Genomic DNA, 16,675 nt, shown 5'->3' on the forward strand with positions numbered 1-16,675 from the left:
GGCAGTCGATGATTATATTCTGGGTAGCGTTTGCGGCAATCATTGTCTTTTTCCTGCAGGCCAAAATCTTTCATAAGTATGCTTTGCGTCAAATCGGGTATGAACGGCAATTTCAAAAAAGGGTAAGCTATCGGGGCGAAACGATCGAGCTGGTCGAGCAGCTGACTAATGCCAAATGGCTGCCCGTTCCCTGGATGCGGGTCGAATCCCAATTGTCCTCGGATTTAAGGTTTCACAGGCAGGATAATCTGGAAGTAAGCAGCGGCAAGCTGCTGCAAAATCATAAAAGCTTTTTCACCCTTATGCCTTATACGAAAATTACGAGAAGACACCGCATTGTATGCCAGAAGCGGGGCTGGTATAAGCTGCAGTCGGTTACCATGACGGCAGGCGACTTGCTGGGCTTTCTGCATCAGACGAAGCAAATTGGGTTAAATGGCGAATTAATCGTCTACCCGACACCTGCCGAGGTACCGGTTCATGAGCTGCCTTCCCATAGCTGGCAAGGGGAGCTGTCGGTCAGACGCTGGATTGTCGAGGATCCGTTCGTTGTAATGGGGACTCGCGAATACCGCTCGGGCGATACGTACAAAATGGTCAATTGGAAAGCAACGGCCAGAACCGGAAACCTTCAGGTTCATCAATACGATTATACGGCGGACCGCAGGCTGATGGTCTACCTGAATTCGGAAGACAACGAAAGCATGTGGCGTTCCATTAACGACGAAGAGTTGATTGAGCACGGAATCGAATGGGCGGCCGGTGCGGCCCAAGCGGTTATACAAGGCGGTATGGAAGCGGGCTTCTGCACGAATATGCCGATTATCGGGGAGTTCGGAAGTACGTTCGTTGAACCGCGCAGCGGCGGAGGGCATCTGACGGATATTTTCGAGGTCATGGCAAAACTCGAGCTTGTCCGGACGGAGCCATTTGCGGATCTATTAACGCGAGAAGCGGACAGCGGCTACTCCCAGCGTGATGTGCTTGTGATCTCCAGCTTCTGGAACGATCAGCTCGAGCTTCAGGCGGACAGGCTGCGCCGTAACGGGAATGCGGTAGTTCATTGGAAGCTGACTACTCCCAATCCGATTCAAGAGCAGGCAGGTGAGGCAGGATGACCCAATTGAAAAAGCATCAGCCAATGCTGCATTTGCTTCATGGGAGCATAGAAACGTTATTCGCTTTGCCGATATGGTTCATCGCGCTTTTCTATTCGTCAACCGATGCGTTTATGGCGTTATGGCTTCTAACCGTTCCGTTCATTTATATGGCGGGGGCGGTGTGGATCGGGAAGTTGAAAAATAACAGGAGAATATACCGGCTGCTGTTCGGGATTTTGCTTGGAGCGCTTCATTCGGGCGTGATCTACGCCGTGTTAATGGCCTTTCAGTCGGATCTACCGGGAGCAACGGCTATCCTTCCGGTATTGCTTGGAGCTTTTACCGCTGTTAGAGGAATGGGAACAAGCGCAAAAGGCTGGTATGTCGCTTTTCCGAATACGCTTATGTTTATCGGCATCATTTTGTATACGATATTAACGATTGTTGCCCATCTTCAGGAAAAGCTGCAGCCCTATTTTACGTTTCTGACCTTTTGCGGCATTGTTGCTCTTATTCTGATGCTTTACATCGTTAACGAACGGTTGCTGTCCTATGAGACGCAATCCGGCGGAGCTATTCAATCCTCGACGACAAAAGTGTTCAAGCGGCAAAACCGTTTTATGCTGACGATTGTAGCCGTGCTATTGCTTATTGCCGGATTGTTCCGCCAGCTGCAGTCTTCCATTGAATCGTTTTTCCATGCGGTTATGAATAAAATTTTGGGCTGGATGGACGGTTCGGCCGAACCGGTCGAAGAACCGCCTTCCGATACGCAGCCGCCTCCAAGCGGACTGCCTCCCGTAGAGGCGCATAATCCGCCGGCTTGGCTGGAAAGATTGGAGCTGGTTGCGAAATACATTGGCATCGTGCTCCTAATCATTGGTGTCGCCGTTCTCTTGTTCTTTATTGGCCGCAAGCTATATCGGCTCTTAAACAAGGTCTTGGGCAGAATCTGGGAACGGGCAGCTGACAGCAAGGAAGGTGCCGTTGGTTACACGGATGAGGTAGAAAGTCTGGTTGACCGATCCAAATGGAGCGTAAGGCTAGGCAAATCAAGCCGGAAGAAGGAAGCTCGCTGGGAAGAGTTGTCGACGGCAGGGGAGAAAATCCGTTATCTGTACCGGAGATACGTTACGGCAGCGGTAGGTCGGGGGTATGATTATAAACCTCACTACACGGTTAGAGAAACGACATCGGATATTGGAGCCTGGAGCAGCAAATCCGCCACACAGGCAGACACCGATACGCTTGCCCGACTATATGACGAGGTTCGTTACGGCGGACAGGAGCCAAAAGAAGAACTCGTCCAATCCCTTAAAAAGAAATTGGACGAGCAGCGTAAATAATTAACGAAGCGAAACAATATGTTCGGCAATCTTGTTGCCGTGGAAGCGGCCGGATTCAATGAAGATTTCATTCGCTTCATGCTTGGAGGCAACGACACCGGCCAGATAAAGGCCTGGTACGTTTGTCTCCATTGTTGTTTCATCAAAGTACGGGAAGCCTTCTTCCTCGATGCGTACACCGGAGCTCGTCAAGAAATCACGGTCGGGATGGAATCCGGTAAGAGCCAGCACAAAATCATTGGCGACCGGGTGACGCCCTTCCGGAGATTCGACGATAACATGACGTTTATCGATTTCAACAACTCGTGACTCAAATAACATACGAATGATGCCGTTATTGACTTTGGCTTCAAACCCGGGCCGTACCCAAGGTTTTATGCTCGATGAGTAGCCAGCGCCGCGGTAAATGACCGTTACCTTTGCCCCAACCCGTTCCAGCTCCAGTGCTGCATCGATTGCCGAGTTGCTTCCGCCGATAATCGCCACTTCCATGCCGGTATAGGGATGGGCTTCGCGGAAGAAGTGAGTGACTTTATCCATCTCTTCTCCCGGGATGCCGAGATAATTCGGATGATCGAAATAGCCGGTTGCGACAACGACATAACGGGCTTCATATTGTTTTTCTTCGCCGTAGCGGTCTGCGCTGGTTAAACGGAATAATCCATTGTCCTGCCGATCAACCCGGAGAACCGTTTCGTACGCATTCACGCGCAAGTTGTTGCGCAGCGCGGCAGTCCGGTAATAATTGATCGCCTCAAGCCGTGAAGGCTTATCGTTGGGCGTCGTAAACGGGATCTCTCCGATTTCCAGCCGTTCCGGCGTACTGAAGAAATGCATGTATGTAGGATACATGGAAATGGAATGCGCGATATTGCTTTTCTCGATAATGACGGGTTGAAGTCCGATCTTCTCAAGCTCAATAGCAGCGGCAAGACCGCATGGACCGGCTCCGATAATAATAGCTTCTTCTTTGATCACTTGTAGTGGAACCTCCTTAAACGAAAAAAGAGTATGACTGATTATTCATGCTTGTAAACATTACCCCTCATTGTACAGCTACCCGCGGATTTTATGCAAATTTGGCGAATGGCTATCTTGTACAGGGGAGGTATTATTGTATAATAATGTGGAACCGTGGTTAGAGAAGGAGGGGCAACTATGCGACGGCGATTTGTTATAGAAGCGGTTATGGTGGCAACGTATGGACATCTCCTTATTCCGAGCCGTCCGATTGATTACGTCGTGCCTTATTCATCCATTCTTGAATTGTACGATATGAGAGACGGGGCAGAGCCGGTAATGGATGATCCGGAGGATGACGCGCATGTAAAGAGCAAAATCGGCGAGCTCATTTCGTTCTTTGAGGATCCGCTCAACCGGAAAAAAATCGAACGCGCCATGCAAGTGCCATGGCGGGAAAGCTCTCCGCTAATCTTAAACGACAGGATTCAGTTCACGATTGTACATGCCGTAGATAACGCGCATTATGGCGAATATTTCGATCCGATCGAGACAGAGCTGCTATTGACCAGCTCGAAGCTGCAAATTCCGCTGTTGTCCGATCAATTCGAATTTCAAGATAAGCTGCTCGAAGCAAGAGTGCCTGTCCAGATATACGATATCGAAGATTTCGAGTTTGCGGTAGAAGAAGGCATCTCCATTAAGGATGCGAGCCAGTTCGGCGATTCCTGAAAAATTAATAGCGATTCGACAAAATCAGCTATTGCATGAGAGAGAGTCCGTCTGTTACGATACGAACAGATTACACGAAATACAAATCCGAAGGGAAAGGGGTGTCCGGTATGCGGAATCAACAACAGGCAATGATTGTTCTGGTTCGTTTTTTCCATGCATGCCGTACAGGCCGCCTTCGCGATGGGATGTCAATAAGCGGGTAACTATCTGTTTAATGGCGTTTACATCTTTGCAAGGATCCCGAGCCTAATTGCGGCTTGGGGTCTTTTTTTGTTCTTTTCAGGTGAGAAGGGAGGCATACAAGAGAGTGAAAGTATTATTGCGGGTGTTAGCGTACGTTAGACCAAGCGCGAAATGGGCGGCAGCAGCCATTGTCGTCATGCTGTTCGCTACGATCTTCGACCTCGTGGCGCCGTGGATATTGCGCGAGATCTTTGACGAAGGCATCAAGAAGGAAAATGTATCGCTTATTTTGTGGCTAACCTTGCTCTTGATCGGGGTTCAGGCGTTAAAAAGCGCCGGGATGTTCGTGCAGGGCTATTCCCAGGAGCTTGTCGGGCAAAACGTTGTGTTTAAGCTAAGAGAGCAGCTTTATGCACAGCTGCAGCGGTTATCCTTCTCTTATTACGACAAGGCACAGACCGGACAGCTGATGTCCCGGATGACCGGCGATATCGAAGCCGTCAAAAACTTTGTTGGCTTTGGCGCAATGGGCTTGCTGACTGGATTATTGACCTTTGTGGGCACGATGATCTTTATGCTATGGATGAATTGGAAGGTCACCTTGATTAGTACGGTTACGATTCCGCTTATCCTGCTTATTTTATGGTGGTTCAGCAATAAGGTTGGTCCTGCCTGGTCCAGTATCCGGGAGCAGACCGGACGGCTGACGACAACCCTTCAGGAAAACATTGCGGGCATCCGAGTTGTGAAATCGTTCGCAACGGAAGAGGTCGAGCAGCAAAAGTTCGCCGAGCGGAACAAACAAAACTTTGATACCAACATGGACCGCGCAAAATTGGAAGCGAAAGCATTCCCACTGATGGGATTGTTTGGGGGGCTAACCTTTGTCCTGATGATCTGGCTGGGAGCGGTATACGTGGCTCGCGGGGAGATGACGCTCGGGACCTTTATGGCTTTCCAATGGTATACATGGGGGATTATTTGGCCGCTCAACATGCTGGGCTGGCAGATCAATATTATGCAGCAGGCGATTAAGGCGGCTCCGCGCGTATTCGAGGTTCTCGATACGCCTTGCGATATTGTAACGCCGGAGAACGGAGTCCCAACCGACCGCATGCGAGGGCAGGTCTCCTTCCGCAATGTAAGCTTCTTCTTTAATGATCAGGATCAATCGAAGGATCAACCGATTCTGAGCGACATTTCCTTCGAGGTGGAGAAGGGTGAAGTCATTGCCGTATTAGGTGCAACCGGCTCGGGAAAAAGCAGCCTAATTGCGCTTCTGTCCAGGTTCTACGATGTATCGTCCGGCACGGTAGAGATCGACGGCATTGATGTCCGTGACTACGACTTGGATGGCCTGCGCAGCAGTGTAGGTATCGTACCGCAGGAGACGTTTCTATTCTCCGCTTCTATTCGGGACAACATTGCATACGGCTACCCGGATGCGACCATGGAGCAAATCGAGCATGCGGCTCAAAAAGCGCAAATCCATGATTTTATCACGACCATGCCTCACGGTTACGATACCTTGATTGGCGAGAGGGGAGTAGGGCTTTCCGGCGGTCAAAGACAAAGGGTAGCGCTTGCAAGAGCGATTCTGATGAATCCGCCGATTCTGGTCCTCGACGAAGCAACAGCCAGCGTGGATACGGCAACGGAATCAGCTATCCATGAAGCGCTGCTTGAAGTCATGAAAGGCAGAACCACTTTTATTATTGCGCAGCGTTTGTCCTCGATTCAGCATGCCGACCGCATTCTCGTATTGGAACAAGGTCGTCTGATTGAGCAGGGTACCCATAAACAATTAAGCGAGCGGAACGGATTCTTCCGACAGCTGTTTGAACGGCAGAAGCTCGCGGCAGGACGCTAACGGACGGGAGGGGAATACATGAGTCAAGTGGAATGGGATGACGACAGCGAGATTGAGGAGAAACCCTTTAATCCCTCCTATATGAAGAGGCTTCTTGGTTATTTAAAGCCTTATCGCAAGACGCTTACTATCATTATAGGCGTTGTCCTTGTTAATATGATTTTAAGCCTGGCAGAGCCTCTGCTGCTTGGATATTTGATCGACGATGGCATTACCAAAGGAGATTTTACCGCTATTCATCTGTTCGGTATTACCTTGCTCGGTATCAAGCTGATCGGCTGGGGCTGCGGCTGGGTACATACCAAATACATTAACTTTACCGGCCAGCGCATCTTGTACGATCTTCGCCAGCAGCTGTTTAATCATCTGCAGAAGCTGTCCTTCCGCTTCTTCGACGGACGCCCGGCAGGAAAGATTATGTCCCGTATCACTAATGATACAAACGCGATTGGCGAACTGATTAACGGTGGTCTGATCACAACCGTTATGGAAGTTACGCATCTGGTCGGAATCGTGGCGATTCTGCTCTGGATGGACTGGAAGCTGGCGCTTCTGTCCTTCATTATGATGCCGCTTCTGTATTTAATCGTAAATCGGCTGCGTCCGAGAATTGAAGGGGCGTGGACCCGTTCGCGCAAGACGATGTCGGCCATTAACGGACATTTGAACGAAACGATTCAAGGAATCCGCGTTGTTCAAGCGTTCTCTCGACAACATAAGAACAGCGCTAGGTTCGAAGGAATCAACTTCCGGAACAAGCAGGCTTTCATGCGCGCTATTATGCTGGAGTCAACCGTATACCCGCTGGTCGAATTGGTGGGAATGATCGGTACTTGTATCGTCGTCTGGTTCGGAGCAAAACAAGTCATGGACGGTGCGCTTACAATCGGTTTCGTTATGGCCTTCATCAATTACCTGTGGCGCTTCTGGGGACCGCTCAGCGCATTGTCCAAGGTGTACAGCCAAGTGCTGTCGGCGATGGCTTCCGCAGAACGTATCTTTGAAATTCTGGATACCGATGCCGAGGTAACCGATGCTGCCGATGCGCGCCGCATGCCGGCGATCCGCGGCGAAGTAGCGTTCGAGAACGTATCGTTCCGCTATGAAGAATCCAAGCCGGATGTTCTTCATGACGTCAGTTTTAGGGTTCGTCCAGGCCAGCGTGTTGCGCTGGTTGGACCAACGGGAGCAGGGAAAAGTACAATCGTTAACCTGCTTATGCGGTTCTATGATGCAACCGGAGGCAAAGTTACGATTGACGGATTGGATGTCAAAGACGTTACGCTGGAATCTCTGCGCAGACAGATGGGAATCGTACTCCAGGATTCGTTTATTTTCTCGGGAACTATCGAACAGAACCTGCGGTATGGCAATGACGGGGCAACGAGGGAGCAAATGATTCAAGCCTCGGAAAGCGTGCGTCTGGACCGTGTCGTTGCGTCCATGAATGAGGGCTATGATACGGAGGTAGAGGAGCGGGGTTCAAAGCTGTCGGTTGGCCAGCGGCAATTGCTTGCGTTCGGAAGGGTGCTGCTGTCCGATCCGCGGATTCTTATTCTGGATGAAGCAACCTCAAGCGTAGATACCGAAACGGAGCAGCATATCCAGGAAGCGCTGGAGACTTTGCTGAACGGCCGCACCGCCTTTATCATCGCGCACCGTCTCTCGACGGTACGCGACGCGGATCTTATTCTTGTTGTCCAGGACGGACGAATCGCGGAGCAAGGCTCGCACAATGAATTGATGAAGACTGGCGGTCTGTATGCGAAGCTGGTAAATACGCAGCTTAACATGCAAGAGGCCGTGTTAACGCAAGTCGAAGCTTAATTCGCGGCTTCGCTTGCTTGCTTAATCCGGTCGATCGCTTCGGCCATCGTTTTATCCGTAAGATGGGCGTAGATTTGGGTCGTCTCGGGAGAGGCGTGCCCAAGCTGCTCCTGGGTCATGTAAATATCGTTACGCAGGTAATAATCGGTTGCGAACGAATGGCGGAGCTTATGTACGCTTAAGTAAGGCTTGCCGAATCGCTTCGCATATTTGATTACCATTTCCTGAATGGCGCGTTTGGTCATTCGAGAGCCTTCTTTTTTGCCGTTAGCAATGGCAAGGAAGAGGGCTTTTTCACGTTTAGGCGCTTTATAATGGGAGTCCCTCATTTGCAAATAGGCCGTTAGATCATCAACCGCTTCCTGACGGAAATAGACGGGAGTCTTGAAGGTATCGTCGTTCTTGCCTTTTCGGTAGACATAGGCGAGCTTCTTCTTCACGTCAATATCATCGGTATTGAGATTTACGATTTCGGAGACGCGAAGGCCGGAATGAAGAATGAGACTGATAATGCAGCTGTCTCTGGTTCGATTTAGCTGATAGGAATATAGAGCCTGCTTGTTCTCCGCAACGTCCTTCTCGTAATCAGCATGTATATAGGCCAGAAATTCGTGTATTTCTTCTTCCTGCAGCAGCTTGCCTTCCAGCTTTGCCGCCGTATCTTTTGGCTTATGCGTTCGCTTGATCGAGACCTTGGCCATCACGTTCCGCTTTAATAGCGGATAGAACTCGTCATCCTCGGCGATCTGGCTCAAATAATGAAAGAGCGACCTTAGAGACGACAGCTTGCGCGTAATGGTTGTTCTGGTATTGCTATGGTTCGGATTGGTCGCAAGGAACATCCGGAAGGTATCGATACTGTCCATATGCAGCCGTTCAAGCTCGATAAGCTGGACATCCTTCACTTTTTCCGCGCTTGATAATCCTTCGGCGATCAGCCATCCCATAAACGTCTCGTAGTCTCTGACATACTCCAGCAATGAAGAGGGAGAGAGGTCGGGAAGCTTATAGTTGATAAATTTCTCCACATACCAGGGCATCATCGGAACACGCCGGTCTAGCTCCTGCCGATCCTTGATTTTGATCACATTCAATGCTGTTCACCTCGCTTTAAATCTTCCTATATTGTACCAATTCAAGCGATAGGGAACAATCGAAAGGATTCGAGCGTGAGGAAAAAGTTAGATTAGCAAATAAATGTAATTAATGTATTCGGGTTACTATATTTTTTTTTGTATGTTAAACTCGTTAAAAACCTGCCGTTACACAACAAAATTTTTCCAATTAATGATTTATGCAAATATTAATAAAATGAGAGGAGTATTAATATTGATTAATAATCAAATTTATAAATATAGTATTTCCATTATTCTAGCATTTATGATGACGGTTGCCATGCCGCTTCAGGCTGCGAAAGCAGCGGCGCCAGCGACGCTCAGTTATGGCAGCTACGGTCCGGATGTGCCGGATTTGCAGTTCCGTTTGAAGACGTTAGGTTATTTCGATAATACGGCGATTACAACGTTTTACGGAAAAATGACGGAAGAGGCCGTTCGCAAATTCCAAGTGGATTACGGACTTAAGTCGGATGGTGTAGCGGAGGAGAAAACTTGGACCCAGCTGAAGAAGGTTTCCGCTAATCAGAAAGAGCTTGATCTTCTGGCACGTATCGTTTATGCAGAAGCGCGCGGAGAGTCCTTCAAGGGCCAGGTTGCCGTTGCGGCGGTTGTATTAAATCGTCTTGATGCTGACGGCTTCCCGAAAACCATTAAAGGCGTAATCGAACAATCCGGCGCATTTACGGCGGTTGATGACGGCCAATATAATTTGAAGCCGGATTCTACAGCCTACAAAGCTGCGCTAGATGCGCTTGGCGGCAACGATCCGTCGCAAGGCGCGTTGTATTATTTTAATCCGAAGACGGCTACATCGAAGTGGATCTGGTCCCGCAAGCAAATCGTTCAAATCGGCAATCATATCTTCGCGGTATAAGATCCAATACGAAGGGCTGTGTACAAAGCTTGCCCGATATCGGCACGGTTTATTTAAAGAAATAAAAGTTATAGGCACATTCCCTACTCGGATCGAGCGGGAATGTGCCTTTTATTTTATAAAGAATATAAACCTGCCCTATATTTCCTAACATTCATTGCTTTGTTATACTAATTATTAAATCCTTTGCACAAATTCTAAATAAAATAAGGTGATCTCATGGAATCGAAACGTATTGCAGCAGAAAAAGCAGTTGAACTCGTCAAGGACGGGATGAAAGTAGGACTTGGTACCGGCTCTACCGCGTACTGGGCGATTCAAGCGATTGGCCGTCGGGTGAAGGAAGAAGGGCTAACCATTCAAGCAGTCGCAACTTCGGTTCAATCCGAGCAGCTGGCGAAAGAACTTGGCATTCCGATGATGCCGTTTGCCGATGTGGACGTGCTTGATCTGACAATTGACGGGGCGGATGAAGTGGATCCTGCCCTTCACTTAATTAAGGGTGGCGGCGGAGCTCTGCTTCGCGAGAAGATTGTAGCGGCTGCAAGCAAGCAGCTGATTATTATCGTGGACGAGAGCAAGGACGTGAAGCAGCTTGGCAAGTTCCCGCTGCCTGTCGAGATTGTTCCGTTTGCTTTCGAACTGACGGTGAAGAAGCTTCGCAAGCTGGGCTGCGAGCCGAAGCTCCGCAAGAAAGGTGAAGAGCTGTATGTGACCGATAACGGCAACTATATTGCGGATTGCGAGTTTGGCGCCATTACGGATCCGGAAGCGCTTCATGATGACCTGAACCGGATTCCCGGCGTTGTGGACAACGGATTGTTTATCCATATGGCAAGTCTAGTTATTGTGGGCTCCGCAGACGGTTCGATCCGGAGTATCCCAAAGGAATAAACCAGCCTAACAAGCAGGAAGGGTGGAGAAGCATGAATAAGAGGTTTGCGTTAATAACGGATACCCATGGCAATATGCCAGCGTTAAAAGCGGCCCTTCATGAGATCGACACTTTGCACGAGATTGACTCCATCTATTGCTTGGGAGATATAATCGGAATCGGGCCGGATACGAATGAAGTGCTTCATACGCTTTTCTCCAGGGATGATGTATCCTATGTGTCCGGTAATCATGATGAAGCCGTGCTCGCGATTATCAAGGGTGAACCTTATCCGGAAAGCCATTTCCATTCGGAACGGCATCATAAGTGGATAGCGGATAGAATGGACAAGTCGTTTGTCCCGCTGCTGGAACGAATGCCTCGTATGATCCGGACTGAAGCGCACGGCAAAAGCATGCTTTTTACCCATTATCATATTGCGCGGGACAAGTTTAACGATCCGATAAGCAAAGATCCGTTTAGCCCAATTGTTGAGCCAAGCCTGTCCAATCTGGAAAAGCTGTTCGACGGTTACGAAGACGCATTGATCGGTTTTGGCCATCATCATCCGGTTCATTATTTCCGCAGCGACAGACAAGCGTTTCTTAATCCCGGTTCCCTTGGCTGCAACAATAAGTCTACTGCCAGGTACGCGATCGTTACGGTGAGCGAGCAGGGTTTTGAGGTACAGCTGCAGGAGGCGGAATATGATAATTCGGCATTCCTTGCTTCCTACGAAAGGCTGGATGTACCCGACCGGGAGTTTATTTTGCGAGTCTTTCACGGAGATCAGCTGAGAGAATAGGCCTATAGAATTGAAAAATTTAGCATGACAAAACGAAAAATATTCGTTATGATGAGCAAGCAAATTGAATACGAGATAAGTATCAGGTGCCAATGATACCTTCCGCCAGTTAGGGCGATGGTATTGGATTGGTTAAAAGGGAAGTTGGGTGAGAATCCCACGCGGTCCCGCCGCTGTAAGAGACGAGTCTATGCGCATATCCACTGGGCAACCGGGAAGGGTGCATAGGCATTGACGCTCGAGCCAGAATACCTGCCTGATTCTTTTTACACCACAATTCTACGAGCGATAGGAGGGTGTTCATTATGCATGCTTACTTTGACATGTCTACTTGACCAAGCCCTTCAACTTTTACGAGTTGGAGGGTTTTTTGCTGTGCGGATGGGTAGTTGTGCCCGAGAGAATGAAAGAGTTATAGAAAGGGAGCTTGTAATGAAAAAGAATAAATGGTTAGTATGGCTGCTTGTTGTAGCAGTAACGTTATCCGTTACTGTAACGCCAGTCCGTGTGTCTTATGCCGACCCCGCAGATACGCCGGAAGGTTACGTCACGCTGGATGTGGAGAAGTTTACGCTTGGCCAGGGCTATATTAAAGAGCCCGTAAAAGTGCCTTTTTATGAAGGGGACAATGGGGCTGCCTTGGTCGACCGTCTTCTTGGGGAAGAGAACTACAAGCATTCGGGATCGATCGATAGCGCTTTTTATTTATCCAAAGTAAAAGATAACGATTCCAGGCCGGTTGAGCTTCCAGCCTACCTAACAAAGATGATGGAAGACAATCATGCGGTGTTTGGCGGCAAAGTGGATGAGAATTGGCTTGGTGAGTTTGACTACACCAATATGTCCGGTTGGATGTATGCCGTAAATAATGCGTTCCCTCCCGTTGGCTTTTCCAATTATGAGCCGCAAAACGGCGATGTCATCCGTGTTCAATTCACCGTATACGGATACGGAACGGACCTTGGCAGCGAGTGGGGAGATATCCGGCTCGCGAACAAGGATGGATTAACGGAAGCCATTGCTGAAATCAACAGCTCACCTGACAAACAGGAATTGCTGAATGATGTGAAGATTGGTCCAGCGTACGAACATGCATATGCTACATTACAAAATATTGAAAGTACGCAAGAGGAAGTTAATTCGGCTTTGACAGAGCTGGCAGGAGCTCAGGATACGACTCCTCCTTCCATCACGGTTAACGGATTTGTTAACAATCAGGTCGTAACGGCACAACAGCTTCCGTTCTCGGTATCGGTTACGGATAACGTTCAGCAGACAATCGACCCTGAAGTGAAGCTGAACGGAAATCTGCTGCAACCATCAAACGGACAGTATACAGCTGATTTAGTATCTGGCTTGAATACGCTTGTCATCAATGCGGCAGATGGTGCCGGTAACCAGGCAACGCAGACCTATACGGTTACATACAAGGCAAATGCTGCAGGTACAATCGATCAATACGTCGACCGCAATCTGGCTTATCTATTATCAACGGTAAGCAATCCCGTCTTCGGAACGTTAAACGGCGAGTGGTCAGTCCTTACCTTGGCACGCGGCAACTACCAAGTGCCGGATGGCTACTATGATACTTATTACAACAAGGTCGTAGCGGCTGTTCAAGATAAACAAAACGTTCTAGATCCAAATAAATATACCGAGCACTCCAGAGTTATCCTGGCGCTGACGTCGATTGGCAAAGATGTAACGAATGTCGGCGGATATAATCAGCTCGAGAAGCTGGCAGATTTCAATAAAGTTATTGCCCAAGGCATTAACGGACCTACCTTTGCCTTGCTGGCACTGGACAGCCACAAATACGATATTCCTGTCGTAGCGGGCGTAGCGGTTCAATCCACAAGAGCCAATCTTATTCAATACATGGTTGATAAGGAGGTTAAGAAAGGCACCGAAAATGCAGGCGGATGGGGCTTTGGCAGCTTTGTTGATGTGGACTTGACGGCTATGACGCTTCAAGCTTTGGCTCCTTATTACAACTGCAACCCTGATGTCAAATCAGCTGCCGACCGTGCAGTCACTTGGTTGTCCAAGTCACAGAGCAGCAATGACGGCGGTTATTCTTCGAGCGAGAGCATCGCGCAGGTCATTGTTGCTCTTAGCGCATTAGGGATCGATTCCAACTCGGATCCCCGTTTTGTAAAGAACGGCCATTCCTTGATTGATGCGTTCTTACTCTATGCTTTGCCTGATGGCGGTTTCCGTCATACCAAGACGGGCGGCGTCAACGGATTGGCGACCGATCAAGGTACGTATGCACTTGTAGCTTATGACCGCTACTTGAAACAGAAGAAATCTCTTTATGATATGACGGATGTCACGCTTTCCACTGAACAACAACCGGCGAATCCCGGTGATTTGACACTTCCGTCAGGCAATACACCGCAAGTAGCGGTTCCGGATGATTCGGCAGATTACCGAATACCGGTTACGGCAGCAGACAGCGGCAAACAAATCGGCATTTCGATTCCTGCTGGCAAAGCATCGGATGTAAAGCTTAGTCTTCCGCTTACCACTGCGCTGCCGCAGATTGAAGCGGTAAAAGGAAATAATTCGATCCTGATTCCGCAAGGCACGCAAGTGACATCCGGAGACTCAGCAGGCATTCATTTGCTTACTGCCTTAAATACTTCCGATTCCGTCTTGCAAAACCAGATTAAGAACATTGTTGCAAGCGGCAAAAAAATGGATCAGGTTGCAGTTGCCTTCTCGATGGGTGGGAGCGCACGCGTGCAATTCAATCAGTTCGTTACCTTGACGCTTAAAGGGATGGGCGGCAAAAGCGTTGCTTATATCGAGGGCGGCGTTGCCACTTCGATTACGAAATACACCAGCGATGCGCTTGGCCTTGCAAGCGGCAAGAACGAATACACGTACGACAACGGCTCTGATCTGATTATCAAGACGAATCATTTTACGGATTATGTAGCTTTCGCTGAGAGCACAATTGTTGTAGATGGAGGAGGAAGCAATCCGCCGCCGACGGCTACGAAATACGTAACCTTATCCGTTGACAAATTGACGATTAATAAAGGTTATACCGTTGCAAACACAAAGATCGAACTTCGTGAGGGAGATACCGCGTGGAGTTTGCTTAAACGTGTTCTCGACAGCAAAGGTTTGACTTACGAATACGTCTTTACTCCGAAATACAACAGTGCTTATGTTCAGTCCATAGCAGGTGACGGTGAATTTGACCATGGCAGCGGAAGCGGTTGGATGTACAACGTCAATGGCGTTTACCCGAACTATGGCGCAAGCCTTTATGAACTTAAAGACGGGGATAAGCTTCAATGGCGTTACACAACCAATCTAGGTATCGACCTTGGCGTGGATCCGGATGATTGGGAAGCGCCTGGCGAGAATGGCAACAACGGAGATGATGAAGGCGAAGATACAGGAGCGGGCGGTTCTGGCAGTACAGGCACGCCCCCGGCTTCTAATGGTTTGGAAAAGCTTTATTCCGATGCTTCCCAAATCTCGTCTTGGGCAAAGCAAGCGATTGAGCAGGCATCCGAAAAAGGCTTTGTGCAAGGCAGCGGCGGTAAGTTCCATCCGCAAGATTCGGTTACAAGAGCAGAGTTTGCGAAAATGCTCGTATCTATTCTGGGTCTGCCAACGACCGCGCCTGCGGCCGGTTTTACGGATGTAACCTCGAAAGACTGGTTCGCGCCGTATGTCAATGCGGTTGCCCAAGCCGGTTATATGAACGGCTATCAGCAGCACTTTGATCCAAACGCAAGCATAACGCGCGAAGAAATGGCCGTGACGATTGTCCGGGCACTTGGCATGAAGGCGGCACAACCGCAAACCGCGATCAAAGATTTGCAGGCTGCATCGGTATGGGCACAGTCTGATATCGCAACCATTGCAGAAGCAGGCTTAATGACTGGATCGTCCGGCAAATTTGATCCGCAAGCCAAGGTTACCCGCGAGATGGCAGCCGTTGTGGCGATGCGTTCTTACGATTATAAAAAGGCAGGCAACGCTGGCAGCAGTCCGGTTGACGCAAAGCAGTTGGAAGTTCAGGGTCACATTAAGACAACGGCTGCTTTCCTGCAAAAGACCGTAACCGATCCGGTGATTGCGAGCATAGGCGGAGAATGGACGGTTCTGGGGCTGGCGCGTTCCGGCATGCCCGTACCTGATTCCTATTACGCCAACTATTTTTCCAACGTTGAGCAGGCGGTAAAAGAAAAAGGAGGCAAACTTCACTCGGTGAAGTACACGGAATACGATCGCGTCATTCTGGCTTTAACGGCCATCGGAAAAGACATTCATCATGTAGCCGGCTATGATCTGGCAAAACCTTTGGCGGACTACGAGACCGTAATTAAGCAGGGAATTAATGGACCAATCTTTGCCCTGATTGCACTGGACAGCAAAGGCTACTCGATTCCAGCAGACTCCAGTGTGAAAACACAGACTACCAAAGAGCTCCTAACAGATTTTATTCTTAACCGAGAGATTGCAGGAGGAGGCTGGGCACTTGGCGAGAAGCCGACTGAAGCGGATCCGGATATTACGGCAATGGTGCTGCAGGCCTTTGCGCCATATTATAACGCTAATCCAACCGTGAAGGCGGCCGTTGACCGCGGCATAACATGGCTTTCCAAAGCACAACAAGCCGATGGCGGTTACGTTAGCGGCGGGGCGATTAACTCGGAGAGCTCGGCACAAGTCGTTGTCGCATTGACCGCGCTTGGCATTGATCCGCAAACCGATTCCCGATTTGTGAAAAACGGCCATAGCGTACTGGACGCATTACTTGGCTACTCGGCAACGGGCGGCGGATTTTATCATGTGAAATCCGGCGGTACCGGTAATGGCGGAGCCCAGCCTGGCGAAGTGGATCTGATGGCAACGGATCAGGCATTTTATGCGCTGGTCGCTTACGACCGGTTCAAAAGCGGAGATACCCGTCTCTATGACATGACAGACGTGAAATAAGCTTGGCCTCAGCAAGGG

11 protein-coding genes and 1 riboswitch are annotated in these 16,675 nt (G+C 49.3%); of the genes, 9 read left to right on the plus strand and 2 right to left on the minus strand.

The window, feature by feature from the left end:
- Nucleotides 1–8: 8 nt before the first annotated feature.
- Both WFJ73_RS05460 and WFJ73_RS05465 read left to right on the plus strand, forming a co-directional pair.
- Nucleotides 9–1,118, plus strand: coding sequence for a DUF58 domain-containing protein (locus tag WFJ73_RS05460; protein WP_336772054.1), 1,110 nt, complete (start codon nt 9–11; stop codon nt 1,116–1,118).
- On the plus strand, nt 1,115–2,446 hold the full coding sequence (locus WFJ73_RS05465; protein ID WP_336772055.1) for a DUF4129 domain-containing protein: 1,332 nt from the start codon (nt 1,115–1,117) through the stop codon (nt 2,444–2,446). The genes WFJ73_RS05460 and WFJ73_RS05465 overlap by 4 nt, the downstream gene beginning before the upstream one ends.
- Here the strand turns inward: WFJ73_RS05465 and WFJ73_RS05470 are convergent, their stop codons facing one another.
- The gene (locus WFJ73_RS05470; RefSeq protein ID WP_336772056.1) at nt 2,447–3,424 is read right to left on the minus strand and encodes a YpdA family putative bacillithiol disulfide reductase; all 978 of its coding nucleotides are present in this window, start codon (nt 3,422–3,424) and stop codon (nt 2,447–2,449) included.
- 180 nt (nt 3,425–3,604) lie between these two features.
- Between WFJ73_RS05470 and WFJ73_RS05475 the strand changes: the two genes are divergently transcribed.
- The 3 genes from WFJ73_RS05475 to WFJ73_RS05485 all read left to right on the plus strand — a co-directional run bounded on the left by WFJ73_RS05475 (nt 3,605) and on the right by WFJ73_RS05485 (nt 8,021).
- On the plus strand, nt 3,605–4,138 hold the full coding sequence (locus WFJ73_RS05475; RefSeq protein WP_336772057.1) for an ADP-heptose synthase: 534 nt from the start codon (nt 3,605–3,607) through the stop codon (nt 4,136–4,138).
- Between the two features lie 310 nt (nt 4,139–4,448).
- A complete protein-coding gene (locus WFJ73_RS05480) occupies nt 4,449–6,194 on the plus strand; it encodes an ABC transporter ATP-binding protein (RefSeq protein ID WP_336772058.1) in 1,746 nt (581 codons plus the stop codon).
- An 18-nt stretch (nt 6,195–6,212) separates the two neighbouring features.
- Complete coding sequence (locus WFJ73_RS05485; protein WP_336772059.1) at nt 6,213–8,021, plus strand: ABC transporter ATP-binding protein; 1,809 nt, start codon at nt 6,213–6,215, stop codon at nt 8,019–8,021.
- Here the strand turns inward: WFJ73_RS05485 and xerS are convergent.
- A complete protein-coding gene (gene xerS, locus WFJ73_RS05490) occupies nt 8,018–9,115 on the minus strand; it encodes a tyrosine recombinase XerS (protein ID WP_336772060.1) in 1,098 nt (365 codons plus the stop codon). The genes WFJ73_RS05485 and xerS overlap by 4 nt on opposite strands.
- Nucleotides 9,116–9,401: 286 nt before the next feature.
- Between xerS and WFJ73_RS05495 the strand changes: the two genes are divergently transcribed.
- The 4 genes from WFJ73_RS05495 (at nt 9,402) to WFJ73_RS05510 (ending at nt 16,657) form a co-directional block, all read left to right on the plus strand.
- Nucleotides 9,402–10,013, plus strand: coding sequence for a cell wall hydrolase (locus WFJ73_RS05495; RefSeq protein ID WP_442955925.1), 612 nt, complete (start codon nt 9,402–9,404; stop codon nt 10,011–10,013).
- 219 nt (nt 10,014–10,232) lie between these two features.
- Nucleotides 10,233–10,907, plus strand: a complete 675-nt coding sequence (gene rpiA / locus WFJ73_RS05500) for a ribose-5-phosphate isomerase RpiA (protein ID WP_336772061.1) — start codon at nt 10,233–10,235, stop codon at nt 10,905–10,907.
- Nucleotides 10,908–10,939: 32 nt separating this feature from the next.
- Entirely contained in the window at nt 10,940–11,692 is a 753-nt protein-coding gene (locus tag WFJ73_RS05505) for a metallophosphoesterase family protein (protein WP_336772062.1), read from the plus strand.
- Nucleotides 11,693–11,773: 81 nt separating this feature from the next.
- Nucleotides 11,774–11,953, plus strand: a riboswitch (cobalamin riboswitch).
- A gap of 171 nt (nt 11,954–12,124) precedes the next feature.
- Entirely contained in the window at nt 12,125–16,657 is a 4,533-nt protein-coding gene (locus WFJ73_RS05510; RefSeq protein ID WP_336772063.1) for an S-layer homology domain-containing protein, read from the plus strand.
- Nucleotides 16,658–16,675: the final 18 nt, after the last annotated feature.

The sequence above is a fragment of the Paenibacillus sp. MMO-58 genome, assembly GCF_037146255.1.
Lineage (GTDB): Bacteria > Bacillota > Bacilli > Paenibacillales > Paenibacillaceae > Pristimantibacillus.